Origin of the sequence: Pseudomonas guariconensis, assembly GCF_900102675.1 — a bacterium.
GTDB lineage: Bacteria > Pseudomonadota > Gammaproteobacteria > Pseudomonadales > Pseudomonadaceae > Aquipseudomonas > Aquipseudomonas guariconensis.
In genome coordinates this window covers 207,438-222,419 of sequence record NZ_FMYX01000007.1, presented here as the reverse complement: position 1 = coordinate 222,419, position 14,982 = coordinate 207,438, and the positions used below count along the sequence as shown (strand labels likewise).

The 14,982-nt window shown below is 63.0% G+C and carries 18 protein-coding genes and 1 tRNA gene; 8 read left to right on the top strand and 11 right to left on the bottom strand.

Annotated features, from left to right (window positions below):
• Window positions 1-47: 47 nt before the first annotated feature.
• Genes yajC through queA form a run of 3 tightly spaced genes read right to left on the bottom strand, consistent with a single transcriptional unit; the run spans window position 48 to window position 2,606 of the window.
• Window positions 48-383 (bottom strand): preprotein translocase subunit YajC, encoded by a 336-nt coding sequence (gene yajC, locus BLS27_RS14055; protein WP_023382222.1) that lies wholly within the window; start codon window positions 381-383, stop codon window positions 48-50.
• Between the two features lie 43 nt (window positions 384-426).
• Window positions 427-1,542, bottom strand: coding sequence for a tRNA guanosine(34) transglycosylase Tgt (gene tgt / locus BLS27_RS14050; protein WP_167358102.1), 1,116 nt, complete (start codon window positions 1,540-1,542; stop codon window positions 427-429).
• A gap of 14 nt (window positions 1,543-1,556) precedes the next feature.
• Window positions 1,557-2,606 (bottom strand): tRNA preQ1(34) S-adenosylmethionine ribosyltransferase-isomerase QueA, encoded by a 1,050-nt coding sequence (gene queA / locus BLS27_RS14045; RefSeq protein WP_090345272.1) that lies wholly within the window; start codon window positions 2,604-2,606, stop codon window positions 1,557-1,559.
• A 108-nt stretch (window positions 2,607-2,714) separates the two neighbouring features.
• Here queA and BLS27_RS14040 point away from each other — a divergent pair.
• From BLS27_RS14040 to BLS27_RS14020, 5 genes are all read left to right on the top strand, one after another.
• Window positions 2,715-2,799 (top strand) — tRNA-Leu (locus BLS27_RS14040).
• 501 nt (window positions 2,800-3,300) lie between these two features.
• A complete protein-coding gene (locus BLS27_RS14035; RefSeq protein ID WP_084858502.1) occupies window positions 3,301-3,534 on the top strand; it encodes a hypothetical protein in 234 nt (77 codons plus the stop codon).
• A gap of 11 nt (window positions 3,535-3,545) precedes the next feature.
• Window positions 3,546-3,803: a DUF3077 domain-containing protein gene (locus tag BLS27_RS14030; protein ID WP_167358101.1), complete on the top strand. Its 258-nt coding sequence runs from the start codon at window positions 3,546-3,548 to the stop codon at window positions 3,801-3,803.
• A gap of 264 nt (window positions 3,804-4,067) precedes the next feature.
• Window positions 4,068-4,826, top strand: coding sequence for a hypothetical protein (locus BLS27_RS14025; protein ID WP_090345266.1), 759 nt, complete (start codon window positions 4,068-4,070; stop codon window positions 4,824-4,826).
• A 25-nt stretch (window positions 4,827-4,851) separates the two neighbouring features.
• Window positions 4,852-5,331, top strand: coding sequence for a GNAT family N-acetyltransferase (locus tag BLS27_RS14020; protein WP_043208062.1), 480 nt, complete (start codon window positions 4,852-4,854; stop codon window positions 5,329-5,331).
• A 47-nt stretch (window positions 5,332-5,378) separates the two neighbouring features.
• Here the strand turns inward: BLS27_RS14020 and phnE are convergent, their stop codons facing one another.
• From phnE to BLS27_RS14000, 4 genes are read right to left on the bottom strand one after another with little or no spacing between them, the layout of a single operon-like run.
• On the bottom strand, window positions 5,379-6,146 hold the full coding sequence (phnE, locus tag BLS27_RS14015; protein WP_043208061.1) for a phosphonate ABC transporter, permease protein PhnE: 768 nt from the start codon (window positions 6,144-6,146) through the stop codon (window positions 5,379-5,381).
• Window positions 6,143-6,970: a PhnE/PtxC family ABC transporter permease gene (locus BLS27_RS14010; protein WP_090345264.1), complete on the bottom strand. Its 828-nt coding sequence runs from the start codon at window positions 6,968-6,970 to the stop codon at window positions 6,143-6,145. Before BLS27_RS14010 ends, phnE begins: the two co-directional genes overlap by 4 nt.
• The gene (locus tag BLS27_RS14005; RefSeq protein WP_043208056.1) at window positions 6,964-7,758 is read right to left on the bottom strand and encodes a phosphonate ABC transporter ATP-binding protein; all 795 of its coding nucleotides are present in this window, start codon (window positions 7,756-7,758) and stop codon (window positions 6,964-6,966) included. The genes BLS27_RS14010 and BLS27_RS14005 overlap by 7 nt, the downstream gene beginning before the upstream one ends.
• A complete protein-coding gene (locus BLS27_RS14000; RefSeq protein ID WP_043208053.1) occupies window positions 7,755-8,609 on the bottom strand; it encodes a putative selenate ABC transporter substrate-binding protein in 855 nt (284 codons plus the stop codon). The genes BLS27_RS14005 and BLS27_RS14000 overlap by 4 nt, the downstream gene beginning before the upstream one ends.
• 121 nt (window positions 8,610-8,730) lie before the next feature.
• Between BLS27_RS14000 and selD the strand changes: the two genes are divergently transcribed.
• A complete protein-coding gene (gene selD, locus BLS27_RS13995) occupies window positions 8,731-9,765 on the top strand; it encodes a selenide, water dikinase SelD (protein WP_090345262.1) in 1,035 nt (344 codons plus the stop codon).
• Window positions 9,765-10,883, top strand: coding sequence for a tRNA 2-selenouridine(34) synthase MnmH (gene mnmH / locus BLS27_RS13990; protein ID WP_090345260.1), 1,119 nt, complete (start codon window positions 9,765-9,767; stop codon window positions 10,881-10,883). Before selD ends, mnmH begins: the two co-directional genes overlap by 1 nt.
• Before the next feature lie 74 nt (window positions 10,884-10,957).
• On the opposite strand, the gene BLS27_RS13985 is transcribed toward mnmH, so the two are convergent.
• On the bottom strand, window positions 10,958-11,884 hold the full coding sequence (locus BLS27_RS13985) for a LysR family transcriptional regulator (RefSeq protein WP_090345258.1): 927 nt from the start codon (window positions 11,882-11,884) through the stop codon (window positions 10,958-10,960).
• 90 nt (window positions 11,885-11,974) lie between these two features.
• On the opposite strand from BLS27_RS13985, the gene BLS27_RS13980 reads away from it, so the two are divergent.
• Window positions 11,975-12,448, top strand: a complete 474-nt coding sequence (locus tag BLS27_RS13980; RefSeq protein ID WP_090345256.1) for a DMT family transporter — start codon at window positions 11,975-11,977, stop codon at window positions 12,446-12,448.
• 43 nt (window positions 12,449-12,491) lie between these two features.
• Here BLS27_RS13980 and BLS27_RS13975 read toward each other — a convergent pair whose 3' ends face one another.
• From BLS27_RS13975 to alaC, 3 genes are all read right to left on the bottom strand, one after another.
• Window positions 12,492-13,031 (bottom strand): hypothetical protein, encoded by a 540-nt coding sequence (locus BLS27_RS13975; protein WP_090345254.1) that lies wholly within the window; start codon window positions 13,029-13,031, stop codon window positions 12,492-12,494.
• Window positions 13,032-13,118: 87 nt separating this feature from the next.
• Entirely contained in the window at window positions 13,119-13,496 is a 378-nt protein-coding gene (locus BLS27_RS13970; protein ID WP_043208043.1) for a YkgJ family cysteine cluster protein, read from the bottom strand.
• A gap of 204 nt (window positions 13,497-13,700) precedes the next feature.
• Window positions 13,701-14,909: an alanine transaminase gene (gene alaC, locus BLS27_RS13965; protein WP_043208041.1), complete on the bottom strand. Its 1,209-nt coding sequence runs from the start codon at window positions 14,907-14,909 to the stop codon at window positions 13,701-13,703.
• Window positions 14,910-14,982 lie beyond the last annotated feature (73 nt).

Below are 14,982 nucleotides of genomic sequence, written 5' to 3'. Positions count from 1 at the left end.
GACGCGGGGCGCGTTGCGCGCCCCGACTGGAAAAGATAACCGGTAACTCAGATAGCCTTGAGCGTACCTTTTGGCAGGGTCGCGGCAACGGCGCCCTTCTGGAACTTCAGCTCGACGTTGTCGGACACTTCCAGTACCACGAAGTCATCGGAGACTTTGACGATCTTGCCGGCGATACCGCCGTTGGTGACAACTTCGTCACCTTTTTGCAAGTTGCTCAGCAGGTTCTTCTGCTCCTTGGCACGCTTGGCCTGTGGGCGCCAGATCATCAGATAGAAGATGACCAGGAAACCGACCAGGAAGATCCATTCAAAACCGGTACCGGCAGGGCCGGCGGCAGGGGCTGCTGCGTCCGCGTAGGCGGCGGGAATCAAGAAGCTCATTGGGCACTCCTAATGGATATTTTCTAATAATGGATGCGAACAGTCAGTCCAAAGGCGGCACAGGCAGCCCGCGCTTGGCATAGAAGGCGTCGACAAAGGCGGCCAATTTACCTTGTTGAATAGCCTCGCGTAAACCGGCCATCAAGCGCTGGTAATGGCGCAAGTTGTGGATGGTATTCAGCATGCTGCTCAACATTTCGCCGCATTTATCCAGATGATGAAGATACGCGCGCGAGAAGTTGGTGCAGGTGTAGCAATCACAGGTCGGATCGAGCGGCGAATCATCATGACGATGGAACGCGTTACGGATCTTGATCACCCCGGTATCGACGAACAGATGGCCGTTGCGCGCATTGCGCGTCGGCATCACGCAGTCGAACATGTCGACGCCGCGGCGCACACCCTCTACAAGATCCTCCGGCTTGCCTACCCCCATAAGGTAACGAGGTTTGTCAGCCGGCATCTGGCCTGGCAGGTAGTCCAGCACCTTGATCATCTCGTGCTTGGGCTCGCCCACCGACAGACCGCCAATGGCCAGGCCGTCAAAACCGATGTTTTCGAGCGCTTCGAGCGAGCGCATGCGCAGGTCTTGATACATACCGCCCTGAACGATACCGAACAGCGCCGCTGTGTTGTCGGCGTGAGCATTCTTCGAGCGCTGGGCCCAGCGCAGCGACAGCTCCATGGAGGTGCGCGCCACGTCGTGCTCGGCCGGGTATGGCGTGCATTCGTCGAAGATCATCACGATGTCCGAGCCCAGGTCACGCTGGACCTGCATGGACTCCTCGGGGCCCATGAACACCTTGGAGCCATCGACCGGCGAGGCGAAGGTTACGCCCTCTTCTTTGATTTTGCGCATGGCGCCGAGGCTGAACACCTGGAAACCACCGGAGTCGGTGAGAATCGGGCCTTTCCACTGCATGAAATCGTGCAGGCTGCCGTGCTTCTTGATCACCTCGGTGCCTGGACGTAGCCACAGGTGGAAGGTGTTGCCCAGGATGATTTCGGCGCCGATCGCTTCGATGTCGCGTGGCAGCATGCCCTTGACCGTGCCATAGGTACCCACCGGCATGAACGCCGGAGTCTCTACCGTGCCACGGGGGAAAGTCAGACGGCCGCGACGGGCCTTGCCGTCGGTGGCCAGCAGTTCGAACGACATTCGACAGGTGCGACTCATGCTTGATCCTCGGGGCCGCGTGGCGCCGGATTGCGGGTGATGAACATGGCATCACCGTAACTGAAGAAGCGGTACCCCTGTTCGACCGCCGCCGCGTAGGCAGCCATGGTCTCGGGGTAGCCGGCGAAGGCCGAGACCAGCATCAGCAGCGTGGACTCCGGCAGGTGGAAGTTGGTGACCAAGGCATCGACCACATGGAACGGCCGACCCGGGTAGATGAAGATATCGGTGTCGCCGCTGAAAGCCTTCAACTGGCCATCACGGGCGGCGCTCTCCAGCGAGCGCACGCTGGTGGTACCCACGGCAATTACCCGGCCACCTCGGGCGCGACAGGCCTGGACAGCGTCCACCACCTCCTGGCTGACCTCCAGCCACTCCTTGTGCATGTGGTGGTCTTCGATCTTGTCCACGCGCACCGGCTGGAAGGTACCGGCGCCCACATGCAAGGTGACGAAGGCACGTTCCACGCCCTTGGCGGCGATCCTTTCCAGCAGGGCCTCATCGAAATGCAGGCCTGCGGTCGGCGCCGCCACGGCGCCCGCACGCTCGGCATAGACCGTCTGGTAGCGCTCGCGGTCGGCACCTTCGTCCGGACGATCGATGTATGGCGGCAGCGGCATGTGCCCGACACGGTCCAGCAGCGGCAGCACCTCCTCGGTGAAGCGCAGCTCGAACAGCGTCTCGTGGCGCGCCACCATCTCGGCCTCGCCACCGCCATCGATGAGGATTTGCGTGCCCGGCTTGGGCGCCTTGCTGGCACGCACATGGGCCAGCACCCGGTAGCTGTCCAGCACGCGCTCGACCAGCACTTCCAGCTTGCCACCGGAGGCCTTCTGGCCGAACAACCGCGCCGGGATGACCCGGGTATTGTTGAAGATCATCAGGTCGCCGGGGCGCAGGTATTCCAGCAAGTCGGTGAATTGCCGGTGCGCCAGCTCCCCGCTCGGCCCATCTAGGACCAGCAGACGGCTGCCATGGCGCTCGGCCAGGGGATGACGGGCGATCAGGGAATCGGGGAGTTCGAAGGAAAAATCGGCGACGCGCATGATGGTGTTCGGTTCGACAGGGTCGGAAAGTTTAGCCCAACGAACGAAAATTGACCATGAAACCCGATTGACCGACCCACGGCGGCTCTCTATACTGCGCCCCCACAAGCCCTGATGGCGGAATTGGTAGACGCGGCGGATTCAAAATCCGTTTTCGAAAGGAGTGGGAGTTCGAGTCTCCCTCGGGGCACCAAGATCCGGAAAAAACCGACCTTATGGTCGGTTTTTTTGTGCCCGGGATTTGGCCTCTTCTCCAAAGGCCATAGCGCGTCTCCTGTAGGAGCGGGCTTGTCCCGCGATTGGCCGGGCCTGGAAACGCGCTTGCATGGCACGGACTTCGACCTTGATCGCGGGACAAGCCAGCTCCCACAAGGTATGCGCGACTCCTCATATTTTCAGATTTCCCGCATTCCCTGTAGGCTGTTTCCCAAACATACTCCCTGTCCCCTTCAAGCCATTGCGGTGCTCTGGATCGGGTTCTAGTCTCGGCCTGTCGTTGCCAATTCAACGACCGGCTTTGACAGGCCGATTCGAAGCTACCGACGCATCAATTCGCTTTTATGGCGGTTGTACGTGGGGCGCCTTCGGGCGCGCCGAGTGCCTAGCTTCCTCGGTCTGTCAACCCGCGTACTGCCGCCACCCTCTTGTTTGACAGCAAATGGTGGTGGCGCCTTCCCGAAGCTAGGAGACCACCATGTTAAAGATCGTCCCCGACCCACCCTACCCCACCGAGCTCGCCCATTCTCTCGAAGACATCCTGATGCAGACCTCCGAATACCTGGTTTGCGCCCTCTCCATCGCCCAGCAGAACACCCTCGCCCATCAGGCCTCATCCGCTCAGGCGCTGACCCTGGCCACGATGCACGAGATCGAGGCGGCTCGCGGCATGGTGGAAATGGCGCTGAGCAAGGTTCAGGTACGCCACTGACAAGCATGACGATGACAACCAAGACAGTAGGCGTGACCTGCTTTGGCTACGGCACGGGTGATGCGCCTTTGTTTCGGGTGGAACCGGGACAGGACGCGATCTTGGCGTTGGACCAGGCCTCGGCGATGCTGCAGTGTGTGCGGCGAATGACGCTGCTGGCGGCGACCGATGGCGAGGCGGACCTCGGCTGGGCGGCACATCTGCTCAGCGATATGGCCAAGGCGATCATGGATGACGTGGAGGTTGGGCGCCAGCGCGCACAGCCATAGGCACATCATCGGATAAGCCCGCTCTCTCATCGAACGATGCATCGCCATTTGATTCGGGAAACCCTGTGGGAGCGGGCCCGCGGTTGGTCTGGCCTGGAAACGCGCCGGCATGGCAAGGGCTTCGCCCTTGTTCGCGGGGCAAGCCCGCTCCTACCAGGCTGGCGTGGCATCTGCCATCGCAGCAGCTTTACCGGCGCTTCAACCAACCGGATAATGTCATTTTGAAATCACCCATCCTGCCACGATGCACGAAATGGAGTTCGAATGACCCAAGCGCAAGCCCCTGAGCTTTCCACCCGCAGCAATCAGATCACCTCGCTGGTCGCCAAGATCATGACAGGCCTTGGCGTCGTCCTCGGCGGCATGTGGGCGATCATTACATACCTGGTGCCCGACCCTAGTGTGTTCGGCTTCGGCTTCATCAATTGGCGCAATATCGTGCTGCTGGTAAGCGTGTTCACGGTATTGGGTGCGCTATCGGTTTGCTGGCAGATCCGCAACCTGCCCAAGATGATCCATGGCACAGTGATGACCTTTCTGATCGCCGGTCTATCCTTCGCCTTTTTCATTCTCGGGACCGAATACGCAAAACCGTCGTTCGAGTTCGCCAAGGTGCAGTCGATGGTCATTGAGAACGATGGCAATAACCTGCTGGGCAAGCGCATGGAGGTTGTGGATAGCGTTCGTATCGAGCTGGTCGGTTGCGAAAGCATTGGCCGTTTCCCCAACTGCACGTTCACCCTGACCAACCTGGATATGGACCGTGAGTTCAGATTCGAGAATGCCAGCAGGTTCTTCGACGAGGCAGGCGCCCCGATCCAGATCAAGGAGTTGCGGGTCGGTCAGCAACAGCAAAGTTATTGGAGCAACTTCCAACTGTTGCGTAACGTACCCACGACAGTGAGCCTCGTCTTTCAGGAAACGGATAGAAAGGTCGAGCATTCGCCTTCGATCAAGCTGATCTTCTCAACACGGGATAACGGCACACAGGCACTCAAGTTCAACGATGTATCCTTGAAGTGAGCCCCACTGATCCAAGGCATACCCCATGAAGCTGTCACACCGCCCCGTACGCCACGACGACATCGCCGCTATCTGCTGCTTCCCTCAAGGCCCGGACGAGCTCTTCTACATGTTCCCGAAGGCCACCTACCCGCTCACGCCCGACCAACTGAGCGATGCCATCGCCCAGCGCAGCGGATCGACGGTGATCGAAGGCGATGGCGTGGTGCTGGGCTTTGCCAATTTCTACAAGGCCGAGCATGGTGGCGTGTGCGCCTTGGGCAACGTGGTGGTGGCCCCTGCCGCGCGAGGCCACGGCGTGGCCCGCTATCTGGTGCAATGCATGATCGACCAGGCGCGGGAGCGATTCGCGGCACGGGAGGTGTGGGTATCGTGCTTCAACCACAACACGGCGGGTTTGCTGCTTTATCCACAGCTGGGCTTCGTGCCGTTTGGCATCGAAGAGCGCCAGGCGCCGGATGGCAGCCGAGTGGCATTGGTGCAGATGAGGCAGGTGCTCGCTTGACCCTCGCTTCCCCGGCCCTTTCCTAGTGAGCGCAGCCCACCAAGGGCTCAGGCGCGCACGTACCGCTGGCGCAGCACGTCGCTGAAGGCATCCACCAGCAACACCAGCACCAGCATGCCGATGATCACGGTGCTGGCCTGGGCCTCCTGGAACAGGCTCAGGGTGGTGTAGAGCATCTGTCCCAGCCCGCCGGCGCCGACGAAACCGAGCACGCTGGCCATGCGGATATTGTTTTCCCAACGATAGAGGCTGTAGGCAAGCAATTGCGGCCAGAGATTGGGCAAGGTGCCGAAGCAGAACGCCGCAGCCTGGCTGCCACCTTGCAGGCGGATGGCGGCAGCAGGCTCGGCGGGGGCGTTTTCCAGGGCCTCGGCGAACAGGCGGCCCAATACGCCTGCAGTATGCAGGGCCAAAGCCAGGGTGCCGGCGTTGGGGCCTAGGCCCGCAGCGAGCACGGTCAAAGCGGCCCAGACGAGCTCAGGGATTGCACGCAAGGCATTGAGCAGCAACCGCGCAGCGCCCTGCAGCGGCCAGCCGAAGCGGCCGGCGGCCGGCAGCGCCAGCAACAGGCCGAGTACCATTGCCAGCAGGGTTCCAAGCCCAGACATGGCCAGTGTCTCCAGTGCGCCCTTGCCTACGGCTCGCAGGTGCTCGGTGGACAGGTCCGGGCTCAGGAATCGGCGTGCATATTCGCCCATCTGCGCCAGCCCGCCGTTGCCGACCACCGACGCCATGTCCAGCTCGAGGTAGCTGAACGACGCCACCACAGCGGCGAGAATCGCGACGACGATCAGCAGGTTGATCACCCGGTTCATGCCAGCCTCCCCCGCAGCACCCGGCTGAGCAGATCGGCCAGCACCACCAGCACCAGGAACGCCAGCAGCATGCTCGCGACCTCGGCCCCGGCGAACATGCGCATGGACAAGTCGATCTGCTGCCCCAGGCCGCCCGCACCGACAAAGCCCATTACCACCGAGGCCCGCACCGCACACTCCCAGCGATACACGGTGTAGGACACCACCTCCGCGGCAGCGCCGGGCAAGATGCCGTAGAAGAACGCCATCAACCGCCCGCTTCCGGCCTGCAACAGCGCATGGGCCGGGCGCTGGTCGACCGATTCGAAGATTTCCGCGTAGACCTTGCCGAGCATGCCGGCGTAGGTGATGGCAATCGCCAGCACGCCAGCCGTAGGCCCAAGGCCAACGGCGCGCACGAACAATAAAGCCCAGACGATCTCCGGCACGCTGCGCAAAAATACCAGCAAGCCGCGCACCGGCATGCGCAGCAGCCGCGACCACAGCCCCGGGCGACCACCGCGTGAGGCGGCCCTCAGCGACAGGGCGCGACTGGCCAAAAGGCTGGTCGGCACCGCGAGCAGCAATGCCAAGGCCATGCCAGCAGTGGCCACGGCCAGTGTCTGCAAGGTGGCTTCGAAGAGCAGCGAGAGAAAGTCGCTATCGTGCGCCGGTGGCCAGAAAGCGCTGACGAAGCTGCCCATCTGCTGACGGTTTTCCGCCTGCAGCAGCACACCAGGGTTCAGCTCGCTCAAGCGCAGCCCAGGCCACAGCAACGCCAGAGCGAGCAAGGTCAGCAACAGCCGGGGCAATGCCGCAGGGTCGCGTGTGTCGGCCTTCAGCATCGCGGGATCTGTACCGTCAGGGTCGGCCCAGGGGTGGGCGGCGAGGCCAGCTGTTCGTTGGCATAAAGCGCATCAAGCAGGCTCTCGGTCACCGCCTGGGCAGGGCAGTCGAATGCGACCTGACCTTCGCGGATCCCGATCACTCGGGGAAAGTGCGCCAGTGCCAGATCGACTGCGTGCAGGCTGGCCACCAAGGTCACGCCGTTGTCCTGGGCATGACGATTGAGCAGAGCCAGGCTGTGGTCGGCGAGCACCGGGTCCATGGCCGAAACCGGCTCATCGGCCAGCAACACTTCAGGCCGCTGATACAACGCTCGGGCAATGCCGACTCGCTGCAACTGACCGCCGGACAACTGCCCACACTGAACGAACAGTTTGTCCGCCAGTCCCAGCTCGGCCAAAGCCTGACGAGCCCCAGGCACATCGCTCGGGTAGATCAGGTTGAGCAGGCCACGCAGGATGCCCCACTGCCCCAGGCGCCCGGCCAGCACCGCCGTGACCACACGCTGGCGCGGTGGCAACGGCGGCGCCTGGTGCACCAGGCCCACCCGCGCGCGCAGGCGCTGGCGGGCTCTGGCAGACAGCGCCCAAGGTTGCTGGCCGAGCAGCTCCAGGCGCCCGGCACTGGGCTGGACCGCCGTCGCCATCAGGTGCAGCAGGCTCGACTTGCCGGCCCCGGAAGGGCCGATGATCGCCACCCGCTCACCTTTGTCGATGCGCAGGCTCACCGCATCGAGGGCGCGAACCTGGCCATGGCGCAGGCTGGCGCCGTGCAGATGAATAGTCACTTGAGCAGACCGGCCTCACGGGCAGCTTGCTCGGTGCCTACGTAGTTTTCAGGCTTGGTTTCGATGAAGCGGCTGGCGGCCTGCAGGTCGAGGATCGCCTTGTGCTCCGGGTTGGCTGGGTCCAGCGCCAGGAAAGCGGCCTTGATTTTCTGCTTCAGGGCCGGGTCCAGGTTGCCGCGCACGGTCCAGTTGTAGTCGTAGTAGGTCGGAGTGGTGGCAAAGACCTTGACCTTGTTGGTGTCGACCTTGCCGGCATCGACCAGCTTCTGCCAGACACTGGCGTTGAGCACGCCGCCATCGACCTTGCCAGCCTGGACCCAGGCCACGGTGGCATCGTGGGCGCCGGAGTAGGCAACGCGGCTGAAGTAGCTCTCAGGCTTGATGTTGTCTTCCTTGAGCATGAAGTAACGCGGCATCAGGCTGCCGGAAGTCGAGGAAATCGAACCGAAGGCGAACGATTTGCCCTTGAGGTCGGCCAGGCTCTTCACATCCGGGTTGGCGGTGATGAACTTGGAGGTGAACTGGGCATCCTGCTCGCGCTGCACCAGCGGCGTGGCGGTCGGGTCCTTCAAGTGCACTTGGACGAAGGTGAAGCCGCCCAGCCAGGCCATGTCCAGACGATTGGAAGCCAGCGACTCGACCACCGCCGGGTAATCGGCCACCGGTACGAACTTCACGTCCATGCCCAACTGCTTGGAAAGGTATTCGCCCAGCGGCTTGAACTTGCGCTGCAGTTCGGTCGGCGCTTCGTCCGGGATGGCGCTTACCCGCAGGGTGTCAGCAGCCTGGGCAATGACGGCACAGCAAGACAGCACGAGACCGGCGGCGACCGCCAGAGGACGTTTGAGCATGGGATTCTCCGGTTCAATAGCGGGGAAAAGGCCGGCAACGCGCCGACCGGGGGATTATAAGAGCCGCTGGCGCAAAGGCCAGCTTTGCTACAATCGCGCATCACGAAAATCCGAGGTGCGTATGAGCGAACCGATTCGTCTGACCCAGTACAGCCATGGCGCCGGCTGTGGTTGCAAGATCTCCCCCAAGGTGCTGGATGTGATTCTCGCCGAAAGCGGCGCCCAGGCCCTGGACCCGAAACTCTGGGTCGGTAACGCCTCGCGCGACGATGCCGCCGTGTACGCCCTGGACGATGAACGCGGCGTGGTCTCGACCACCGACTTCTTCATGCCGATCGTCGACGACCCGTACGATTTCGGCCGCATCGCTGCCACCAACGCTATCAGTGATATCTACGCCATGGGCGGTGACCCGCTGATGGCCATCGCCATCCTCGGCTGGCCGGTCAACGTCTTGCCGCCGGAAGTCGCCCGCGAAGTCATCCGCGGCGGGCGCGCCGTGTGCGCCGAAGCGGGTATCCCGCTGGCCGGTGGTCACTCCATCGATGCGCCCGAGCCGATCTTCGGCCTGGCGGTCACCGGCGTGGTCAGCAAGCGCCACCTCAAGCGCAACGACACCGCCCACGTCGGCTGCCGCCTGTACCTGACCAAGCCCCTGGGCATCGGCATCCTCACCACCGCCGAGAAGAAGGCCAAGCTGCGCACCCAGGACCAGGGCCTGGCCCGCGATTGGATGTGCACCCTTAATACCCCCGGCAGCCGCTTCGGCAAGCTCGACGGCGTCAAGGCCATGACCGACGTCACCGGATTCGGCCTGCTCGGCCACCTGGTGGAGCTGGCCGAAGGCAGCGGCCTGACGGCGCACCTGCGCTACGATGCCGTGCCACGCCTGCCCAGCGTCGATCACTACCTGGCCGAGGGCTGCATCCCTGGCGGCACCCTGCGCAACTTCGACAGCTACGGCCACAAGATCGGAGCCTTGACCAAAGACCAGAAACACCTGCTGTGCGACCCGCAGACCAGCGGTGGATTGCTGGTGGCGGTCAGCCCCGAGGGCGAGGCCGAATTCCTCGCCGTAGCCGCAGAACTGAACCTGGCCCTCTCGCCAATCGGCGAGCTGGTCGAGCGACAGACCCACGCGGTCGAGGTGCTTTGATGCGCAACGACTGCACCGACTACCGCCAACTGTTCCTCGACGACGTGCCGATGATGGACATGCGCGCGCCGATCGAATTCGCCAAGGGGGCCTTCCCCGGCGCCGTCAACCTGCCGCTGATGAACGATCAAGAGCGGCAAAAGGTCGGCACCTGCTACAAGCAGCAAGGCCAGGCCGCCGCCATCGCCCTGGGTCACCAACTGGTCGGCGGCGCCATCAAGCAGGCACGCCTGGAAGCCTGGGCGGCGTTCGCCAAGGCCCACCCCGACGGCTATCTGTACTGCTTCCGCGGAGGCCTGCGCTCACAGATCGTCCAAGGCTGGCTGAAGGACGAAGCCGGCATCCAGTACCCGAAGGTCAAGGGTGGCTACAAGGCCATGCGGACCTTCCTGCTGGAGACCACCTTGCAAGCTGTCGAGCAGTGCGACTTCGTGCTGGTAGGCGGCCTTACCGGCACGGGCAAGACCGACGTGCTGCTTCAGTTGGACAACGTGCTCGACCTCGAAGGCCACGCCAACCACCGCGGCTCGAGCTTCGGCAAGCGGGCCACGGCGCAGCCGGCGCAGATCGATTTCGAAAACCAGCTGGCCATCGACATCCTGAAAAAGCGCGCCCGAGGAATGCAGCAGTTCGTTCTGGAGGATGAAGGGCGCATCGTCGGGAGTTGCTCGGTGCCCCTGGAGCTGTACCAGGGCATGCAGCAGTACCCGCTGGTGTGGCTGGAAGACAGCTTCGAAAACCGCGTGGAGCGTATCCTGCGGGACTACGTGATCAACCTGTGCGCCGAGTTCGTCGCCTTGCATGGCGACGAAGACGGCCGTCGGCTGTTCGCCGAACGCATGCTGCAAAGCATGGGCAATATCCACAAGCGCTTGGGCGGTGAGCGCTTCCAGCGGTTGTCGGCGCTGCTGGGCCAGGCCCTGGACGAGCAGCTGCGCAGTGGCGCGGTGGATCTGCACCGGGGTTGGATCGAAGGGTTGCTCAACGAATACTACGACCCGATGTATGCCTACCAACGCCAAGCCAAGGCAGAGCGTATCGAGTTTGCCGGCGACGGGGTCGAGGTGCGCGAATACCTCAAGGCCCGGGCCAAACGCGAGCCACGCCTCGCGCCCTGAGCCCTGCCCCGCATAAGCCAGGGGCGCCGGAGCGGCGCTCCCATGGCGACGGCGCCACCCTCAGAACCCTGCGCTCAACTGGCTAAGCTCGGCACATCGTGTTCATCGCAAAGCGTACGGATGAGTTCACGCAGCCAGCGGTGACCGGCATCGCCCTCGCGCCGGGTGTGCCAGGCCTGGGTAAAGGCAAACGGCGCGATCGGCAGTGGTGGCGCAAAGCAGCGCAACCCAGGGTCGAGCCGGGTACCCGCCAGGCTGCGGCGGGCCACGGTCAGAATGAGGTCCGTACCGCTGATCACGCCTTGGGCCACGCCCCAGTGCGGCAGGGTGAGCGCGATCCGCCGCCCCTGACCCGACGCCTGGAGCGCCAAGTCGATCTCGTTGTCGATGCCCGGCCGCACGGCCACCAGCACGTGAGGTCGCGCCAGCCACTGAGCCAGCGAAAGCCCGGTGCGCGCCGGTAGACTGTGGCGGTCCGCCAGGCAGATGAACGACTCCTCGAACAACACCTGTACCTCCACCTCTGAGGGCAAATCGGGGAACACCCCTAGGGCCAAGTCCACTTCACCGTCGATCAACTGTCCGATCATCGCTTCACGGCTGCCTTGGGATACCACCAGGTCGATGCCTGGCGCCTGCTCTCTGAGCTTGCGCATCAGCCCCGGCAACACCACCCGCGCGCCATAGTCCGACATTGCCAGGCGAAAGGTGCGTCGCGCCCGGTTCGGTTCGAAACGCGGACTCCCCAAGAGGCCGTCGAGCTGTGCGAGGGCCTGCTCCAGCGGCTCATGCAGGGCCTGGGCACGGCTGCTCAAGTGCAGACGGCCGCCCCGGCGCACCAACAGTGGGTCAGCGAAGATGTCTCGCAGCTGGGCCAGCGCATGGCTCACGGCAGGCTGACTGCGGTGCAGGCGTACGGCAGCCCGTGAAACATGCTGCTCGCTGAGCAAGGCATGCAGGGTCAACAGCAGGTTGAGGTCGATACGACGCAAATCATCCATATGACGAATACAGCCTGTGTGAATTTCGAATTTCCATCATTGAAATGGATAAACAACACTGCGCCTAGTGTTTTCGACAGGAGCCATTCAATGCCGCACGCCCTCTCCTTCTCAGCCGTCCTCCCTTTGCTCGTTGCACTGCTGGCAGGCGCCGCCGTGCCTTTCCAGGCCGGCAGCAATGCCGCGCTCGGTCGCTTGCTGGGCCACCCTTTGTGGGCGGCGGGGGTATCGCTGACTATCAGCCTGCTGATGCTGGTCCCTGCCTTGCTGCTGATGCGAGCACCTGTGCCGCAGTTGCAGAACCTGGCCCAGGCGCCTTGGTGGGCCTGGTTTGGCGGTGTGGCGGGTGTGCTCTACATCACTGCCGCACTGGTGCTGACACCCCGGCTGGGGGCTGCGGGATTCATCGTCTGCGTGATCGCCGGGCAGGTGCTGTCGTCACTGCTGATCGACCAATGGGGGCTGATGGGGTTGCCGGAACGGCCCGTCAACGCTCTGCGCCTGGCGGGCGTCGGGATGATCGTGGCGGGTATGCTGGTGGTGCAGTGGGGTACGTCTCGCTGATGTGGTGTTCGCACTGTCTTGCTCGCTGGCAACACAGCTGCAGTCACAGCGACTGTGACGACTCCGGCGGCATCAGGACCTTGTCCACATCGAAATGCAGTGCAGGCATCTGAGTGCCGGCATACATCGTGACGGCGATCGCAGCAATCAGCGCCACATCGAGCCAGTGCCAGCCGGGCATGTCGTCGGCGCGCCGTGCCTTCCAGCACCACCAGGCCTGCCCCAGGCAAAACACCAGGATCGCCAGGCTCCACAAGTAGAAGCCAACACCGAAGCCGGTGACGTCCTGGAAGGCATAGCTGTGGTTGTCCGGCAGCCGCTCGATACCCAGGCTACTGAGCGCCAGGTACAGGGCGCACACCCCCAACAGCAACGCCAACCGGCGAAAGCGCCGATGGGCCAGCACCGCTAGCACCAGCAACGGGTTGGCAAACCATTGATACAAGCCGAACGGTACGCCCCAGGGCCCGTAAAGCAGCATCTGCAAGGCAGGCATGTGCCGACCTGCTCCCATCAACGCGCCGTCAAAAAACAGGCCGATCAGGTACACAAGCAGGCACAACGGCAGGTAATAGGCAGACAACCTCAGGCTCCAGGGTATTTGGACGAACCTGAAACCATACAGCACCTGTGTTTCACGCAACAGGTGGTTTCCCGCCACAAGCCCCTGTCAGGCCACTTCGGCCCCATCATCCTCCGGCCAGTGCGGCTCGTTGGCCTCCAGCGGCGGCAGCCCATAATGCGCGCGGGCTGCGTCACAGCTGGGGTTATGCACACCGTTGACCCACGAGGCTTCGAATTCTCGGCATGGACTCGAGCGGTTTTCGTAGATGGTGCAAGCGACCTGCTTGCCGATCTCGCCACCCAACGCCGTACAGCGGCAAGGTTTGGCATCGGTGCCGATCATCGCGACCCGGGTTGGGTTGATCTGAACCACCAGATCGTCGGGCACCACGCCCCCGGCTGATTGGCATTCGCCCCAGAAAAAAGACACACGGAAGTACCCGCAGCAGGCGCCGCAGTCAAGGCAAGGGTTGTATTCGGACATGATGGCACGGAGGGAGGGTTGTTGTTATGAGGGCTAGGCCCGCGCGCCATTCTCAGTCCAACCAGGGGTGGCTGAGAAGAGGGGGAAAGCAAAAAAAACCACCGCTTGTCAGCGGCAAGTAGCAAGCGGCAAGGCGACTTGCTGCATCAAGATTGAAAAGCCGCAAAAGGCCGCTGCTCACGCGGCCCTCTTGCGGCTTGCAGCTTATTTTCGCGTCAAGCCATCGGCCCTGAACATCTGCCGAATGCCGCGAATGGCCTGGCGAATACGGTCCTGGTTCTCGATCAGGGCGAAGCGCACATGGTCATCGCCATAGTCGCCAAAGCCGATCCCGGGCGACACACAGACCTTGGCCTCGGCGAGCAGTTTCTTGGAGAACTCCAGCGAGCCCAGGTGAGCATAGGCTTCGGGAATCTTCGCCCACACGTACATCGAGGCTTTGGGGTTTTCGACCATCCAGCCGATCTCATGCAGCCCTTTGACCAGCAGGTTGCGGCGCTGGCGGTATTGCTCGGCGATATCGCGTACACACTGCTGGTCGCCTTCGAGCGCGGCGATGGCCGCCACCTGCAACGGGGTGAAGGTGCCATAGTCGTGGTAGCTCTTGATCCGGGCCAGGGCGCTGACCAGCTCCGGGTTGCCGACCATGAAGCCGATGCGCCAGCCGGCCATGTTGTAGCTCTTGGACAGGGTGAAGAATTCCACCGCGATGTCCTTGGCGCCTGGCACCTGCATGATCGAGGGGGCTTTCCAGCCGTCATAGACGATGTCGGCGTAGGCCAGGTCGTGAACCACCAACACGTCATACTGCTTGGCCAGCGCGACCACACGCTCGAAGAAGTCCAGCTCGACGCACTGGGCGGTCGGGTTGGACGGGAAGCCCAGGATCATCATCTTGGGCTTGGGGATCGATTCGCGAATCGCCCGCTCCAGCTCGTTGAAGAAGTCCACGCCTGGCACCAGCGGCACCGAACGCACCTGGGCACCGGCGATCACCGCGCCGTAGATGTGGATCGGGTAACTGGGATTGGGCACCAGTACCGTGTCGCCATGGTCGAGGGTGCCAAGCATCAAGTGCGCCAGGCCTTCCTTGGAGCCGATGGTGACGATGGCTTCGGTTTCCGGGTCGATGTCGACCTCGTAGCGCTCCTGGTACCAGCGTGAGATGGCGCGGCGCAGACGCGGGATACCGCGGGAGGTGGAATAACCGTGAGTGTCTTCCCGTTGGGCGACTTGGACGAGCTTCTCGACAATATGCGGTGGCGTGGCACCGTCGGGGTTACCCATGCTCAGGTCAATGATGTCCTCGCCACGGCGGCGGGCGGCCATCTTGAGCTCGGCTGTGATGTTGAAGACGTAAGGGGGGAGACGATCGATGCGCGCAAAGCGGCGCGGCGAACCTGGGTTGGCCATGGCTTCCTCGAATGACGTAAGCGCCCGGAACCGTCCGAGCGACGTGGGCCGCTGCGGCGGCCGAATCAGAAGA